The 5636-nt window shown below is 44.4% G+C and carries 5 protein-coding genes; all 5 read left to right on the top strand.

Going from position 1 to position 5636, the window contains the following annotated elements; translation table 11 throughout:
- Positions 1 to 398, top strand: a 398-nt coding sequence (locus tag VF500_RS07575) for a RagB/SusD family nutrient uptake outer membrane protein (protein WP_330859092.1), incomplete at its 5' end; no start/stop codon positions are given.
- 11 nt (positions 399 to 409) lie between these two features.
- The gene (locus tag VF500_RS07570) at positions 410 to 1519 is read left to right on the top strand and encodes a discoidin domain-containing protein (RefSeq protein ID WP_330859091.1); all 1110 of its coding nucleotides are present in this window, start codon (positions 410 to 412) and stop codon (positions 1517 to 1519) included.
- A gap of 44 nt (positions 1520 to 1563) precedes the next feature.
- On the top strand, positions 1564 to 2652 hold the full coding sequence (locus VF500_RS07565; protein ID WP_330859090.1) for a DUF5007 domain-containing protein: 1089 nt from the start codon (positions 1564 to 1566) through the stop codon (positions 2650 to 2652).
- A 20-nt stretch (positions 2653 to 2672) separates the two neighbouring features.
- Entirely contained in the window at positions 2673 to 2996 is a 324-nt protein-coding gene (locus VF500_RS07560) for a carboxypeptidase-like regulatory domain-containing protein (protein ID WP_330859089.1), read from the top strand.
- A gap of 4 nt (positions 2997 to 3000) precedes the next feature.
- On the top strand, positions 3001 to 5636 hold a 2636-nt coding region (locus VF500_RS07555; RefSeq protein ID WP_330859088.1), incomplete at its 3' end, for a SusC/RagA family TonB-linked outer membrane protein.

Below are 5636 nucleotides of genomic sequence, written 5' to 3'. Positions count from 1 at the left end.
TACAGGGAGGCGTTTCAGATCCTACATTCCGATACTTCACCAGTGCCTTGATCTTTACAAGGATAGAGGATATCGTATTACTGCGGGCTGAAGCCTTGGCAGTTTTGGGCGATGTGAACGGCGCTATCAATGAAGTGACTTCGATAATGGCCCGACGCGGCATGACAGAAAATACTATCGACAGTAACCAGGATATTATCGAACTGATATTTAAAGAGCGCCACCGTGAACTGATGGGCGAAGGCCAGCGCTGGTACGATCTGGTAAGATATAATAAGATCAAGCAAAACAACCCTGCATTTCTCAAACTCATCAATTCGCAGGGGATCTACTGGCCGGTATCGCGCAAGCTTATCGCACAAAATAACCTGTTAACTCAAAATCCATTTTGGAAATAAACTGACCATATATGAAAAAGTTAATTAAATATATGAGTGCCTTGGCGCCGGTGTTGATTGCAGCACTGCTGCAATCCGCCTGTAAAAAGGATGGCGGTTATCATGACGCTGCAGGCACAAACTCAAAATTCGCGGGTAATACCTATGAGTATTTGAAAAGCAAACCCGGTGTATATGATTCATTACTGGCTGTAATAAACCGGATGGGCTTGCAGCAAACGCTCATGGATAGTAATGTTACCCTTTTTGCGGTTACCAATCCAAGCTTTCAGCTGGCAATTAATAACCTGAATACGTTAAGGAGGCAAAGCGACAAGGATCCGCTGTTTTTGGCAAAGGTTGATGGCGTACAGCTGGACACTATGGTTTCGTACTATATCGTCAGGGGTAAACGCACAACCGACTCGCTATTGCTCCAGGATGGGCTCGATCTTTCCAGCGTACGTTTCGGATATCCTATGCATGGCAAGGTTTCCAAAATATCAGCTTCCGGCCTTACCGGTGGCGGGCCCGATGTTATTGAATTTAGCAATACCAAACGCAGCAAATTCACCAGAAACTGGTCAACCACTACAACCGGTTCCAATAATATCAGTACCAAAAACGGTATTGTTCATGTGGTAAGCCCTGATCATATTTTCGGTTTTGATGAATTTGTATCGCGCTTAACCTTTGTTCCGCCGCCACCAAACCTCATGACCCTCATAGGTGGTAAGCTTACCGTTTTAAGGGATAACAATGGCGGTCCGGATAATGGCGAAGGCTCTAAAAAAGTAATTGACGGTGATGACCACACCAAGTTTCTGGCTGACCTTCAGGGACGGCTATGGATGCAGTTTGAACTCAATGAGCCTGCAGTATCGGGGGTTTACACCCTTACATCTGCCAATGATGCCCCGGAACGTGATCCCCGGGCCTGGACTTACGAAGGCTCAAATGACGGCAAAACCTGGACTGAGTTAGACCGCAGGAGCAATTTCTTTTTTGAAGAAAGATATCAGACAAAAGTTTTCAGGTGCCCTAATACCACAGCTTACAAATTTTACAGGGTAGATATTACTGAGCTGCGCGACGGAGGCCTTTTCCAACTGGCTGAATGGACCATTAATAAAGTGAAGTAAAAATGGAAGATCAAAATATTAATGTGATAAAAAAACGAAAAGACATGCGAGCATTCATTAAAATGGGATCTATGGCTCTGCTGGTTGTTGCAGCCGCGCTGAGTAGTTGTAAAAAGATGTATGGGATTCCGGATGAAAAAGATTATCTGAGTAACAATGTAAACTACGCCAATAAAGTTTTTGAACCAATTTTAGGCCGTACCTCTTTAATGGGAGGGTTTAATGGCGATAATTCAACCCAGCCGTTAAAGTTTGAGATCATCAACGCGCGTTTTGGTGATGGTAAGCCTGTTACCGATCTTTTTCAAAAAAAGCCGACCTATGTATGGACAGCCCCCTACAACGGGCTTGAAAAGAGCCTGGCCGAGATAGAGGCAAAACGCAAGCTGGAAGACCATCCTTTATTTGAAGTGCGTTCATCGGGCGAGTTCATTATGTGGGGCTCTTCCACCAATGCGCTGATCACACCGCGACCGTCTGATAGTACCAATTTCCCGCAGGATACGCGTTATTTTGATGTTAAGATAACCAATACAGGCGGCAGTACGATAATCCGGGACCTACAGGTACGGCCATTCCGCGAACGGCCTTATGAACCTTCTGACGACTTTAACATTTATTCCGGCCTGCCCGCACCTCACCCTAAAACACCTTATAACCCGGCCAGCCGCAACTACATCAGGCCATTTTTAAATGGGGTAATAGGTAAGGAAACCGACATTGCGCTGCAGAGTAATGATGATAAAAAGGATGTGGTAGTTTATATCCGCCCCTTTACCGGCGGAACAGGCAATTCGCTAAGGTTCAAATTCCTGAATAAAGATTCGGTAGAGATGAACCCGGCTTTACTGAACGAAACAACCTGGGATAAAATAGTACATGGGTTTAACATGCAAAAAACTGCAACCTACGTGCAATACGATGTTGCATACCCTATTCCCCTGGTGGAGGTCCCAACTGTTTATGCGCCCGGAGGAACCCGAGACCACGCCGAATTTAAGTATTCACGAATTGGCTTTGGCGGCACCAGGGTAGTGGCAAGTTTCGGGATAGATTTCGCTATATACAAAAAGGGCGACTGGGAGATCGTATTCCATTTTTTGAAGGACAATCCAAAGTTTGAAGACGAATAACCGAATTAAAACTTATCACGATGAAAAAACACATACTATTTTATATAGTGCTTGCTGTTTGCATGATCTTCTGCTGCTCAGAGGTTAATGCACAGGCACAAAATATAACGGTTACCGGTACGGTGCTTGAAAAAGCAACCAATAAAATTTTACCAGGTGTAAATATATATATGGGTAATAAGGGCCTGGTACAAACCGATTATAAAGGAAAGTTTACCGTTACTGTACCGGCTAACAGCACACTTACTTTTACGTTTGTAGGTTTTGTTACGGAGAAAGTAAAACTTGAACCCGGGCAAAAAAATATAACAGTTACGCTAACGGAAGACAAAAAAAGGTCTTAATGAGGTGATCATTGTAGCCTATCAAAACAGGAATAAAGAATCAACTCCGGGGGCTTCTGTTACCATAACAGCCAAGGATATCCAGGACGTACCAACCTCAAACGTCGAAAACTTATTGCAAGGTAAAGTAGCCGGCCTAAACGTTCAAAACAATACTGGTGCCCCCGGTTTCCGGGGTTCGGTTCAGGTGCGTGGTTTATCAACGCTCAGTGTATCCGGCAGCGGCAGCGAATCATTTTTACAACCCACATCTCCCCTGTATATTATTGATGGGGTGCCATTGGATGCGGATAAAGCGGCTGAGTTTGGTTTTCAAACACAGGGGCCGGGTGTGAGTCCTTTATCATTGATACCGGTAGAGGATATCCAGAGCATTCAGGTAATGAAGGATGCCCAGGCAACTTCCATGTATGGCTCGAGAGGTGCTTATGGTGTAATTATCATAACAACCAAACGCGGAAACTCTAAAGTACCCCGGGTGAGGTATACTGGTAACTTCTTTGTTAATGCTACCCCGCAACTGCGTGCAACGCTGGGCGGTAATTCCGAACGTCAGGCAAAAATTCAGCAGATCTTATCCAATGCTACCATTATTGATGAGTTAAGGAGATTGGGACAAACCGGCTTCCTGGCTGATAGTTTGAATGCGTATTGGAATAACTCAACAAACTGGCAGTCCATTTTTTATGGCACAACACATAACCAGAGCCACAACGTAGCCTTAGATGGCGGCAACGACCGTTTTAACTACAAAGTGAACATGGGCTATTATTCAGAAAAAGGGGTTATCAAAAACACCGGTTTCGACAGGTATAACCTGAACATGAATATGGAGTTTAAACCGAATGATAAATTCAGGTTCTTTGGTTCATTATTCGGTTCGTTGGGAAGCCAGGCCAAAGGCAATGGCGTCGGGTTGCTGCAACAGGGCGTGGCCACTAACGGGCAGGCTTCTACCCTATTGCCTCCGCCATCCTTTTATCTGTCGCCCGATGGTGTTACATCTGCCTTGCAAACACAAAACAGTAACAGCACCAGGAATATCCGTACCAATGTTGATGGGCGCTATGAATTTATCAAAGGTCTGGCCCTGTCCTCAAGCATCAGCTACGACTATACATCAGACGCGGAATCAACCTTTACACCTGCAGCTGCCAATGCTCAGTTTGCACAGGTATATGATTATGAAGGTCGTAATTACACATTGTATAATCGTAATGCGCTTACTTATGCCCAAACATTCGGTGCCGATCATACCATATTCATTAATACTTTTAATGAAATATATAAGCAAGGCGGTCAAAGCGGCATCATCAGGCAAAGCCGTATACCTAATGATCAGTTGCAGGGGCCTGTAGGGTCCGACTCTTATAACTCAAGAGGCGGCGGCGTGCTATCAAACTTTAAAAACGCCACTATTGCTTCATTTGCGGGCTCCTTTAACTATGATTATAAAAAGAAATATGTACTGGAGTTGTCTTACCGCTTAGATGGTACATCCTCAAACGGCCTGGAGAATCCGTATTCCAAAAACCCTGCCGCCGGTTTCAGGTGGAATTACTACAAGGAGAACTGGTTTAAAAATTGGGACTGGCTCAGTTCGGGAGGTTTAAGGTTAACCTGGGGCCAGAACATTGTGCCAACCGGCAGTTTGCAAAGCATTTATGGCTTGTACAACCTGAATGGCAATTTTAACAACAATCCAACCATCGGTATTAACTATGAATTTGTACCGAATCCTGCATTAAAGCCTACAACTACTACGCAGTACAACCTTGGGTTTGACATGACGCTTTTGCAGGGAAAAGTCGACTTTAGTTTTGATACCTATTACAAAAAGGTGGATAATTTATTGTTTGACAGGTTTTTGCCTAACAGTACAGGTTTCCAGAAAAAATCAAGCAATGATGTATCAATTGCCGATTATGGGTATGAGCTGATGGTAACGGTAAGGCCGATAACAGGCAAGGATTTTAACTGGACGGTATCATTCAATGGCGCTATTAACCGCGATTACCTGCTGAGATTACCTGCCGAATACAACGGGCAGTACATCAAATTTGATTACAACAACTATCAGCATATCGTTTTCAGGGTAGGTAAAAACACCTTATCAAACTATCTGTTGACCAACCAGGGTGTTTACTCAACCGACGCCAATGTACCTGTTGATCCCGTAACCGGCAAAAAATATCAAACCGGCGGGTTAGCTTTTAAAGGCGGCGATCCGAGGTTTAAAGATGTCAACGGCGACTATATCCTCGATGACCGGGATTATGAAATAACCGGTAACTCGCAGCCTTTAATTACTGGTGGTATGTCTACCAATATCAACTATAAAAATTTCGGGTTAAATATTTATGCCACCTATACAGCGAAGAGAACGATATTAAATAATGCATTGTCAGACCGCTTATCGATCATGAAGGACCCTTATGCCCTGCTGGCGGCTGTACCGCTGGATGACCTGGATATATGGCGAAACCCGGGCGACCAATCCAAGTACCCTAACCCCTACTCTTTTTCGAGGTTTAACCAGATCAGGCCGCTCCGTTCTGACCAAAGTTTGTGGCAGGAAGAAGGCTCATACCTCAAGATCAACACGGTTACGCTATCCTACATGTTCGACAAGAAGTTTGT

Origin of the sequence: Mucilaginibacter sp. (genome assembly GCF_036383575.1) — a bacterium.
Taxonomy (GTDB): domain Bacteria; phylum Bacteroidota; class Bacteroidia; order Sphingobacteriales; family Sphingobacteriaceae; genus Mucilaginibacter.
This window is presented reverse-complemented; position numbering and strand designations above follow the sequence as displayed.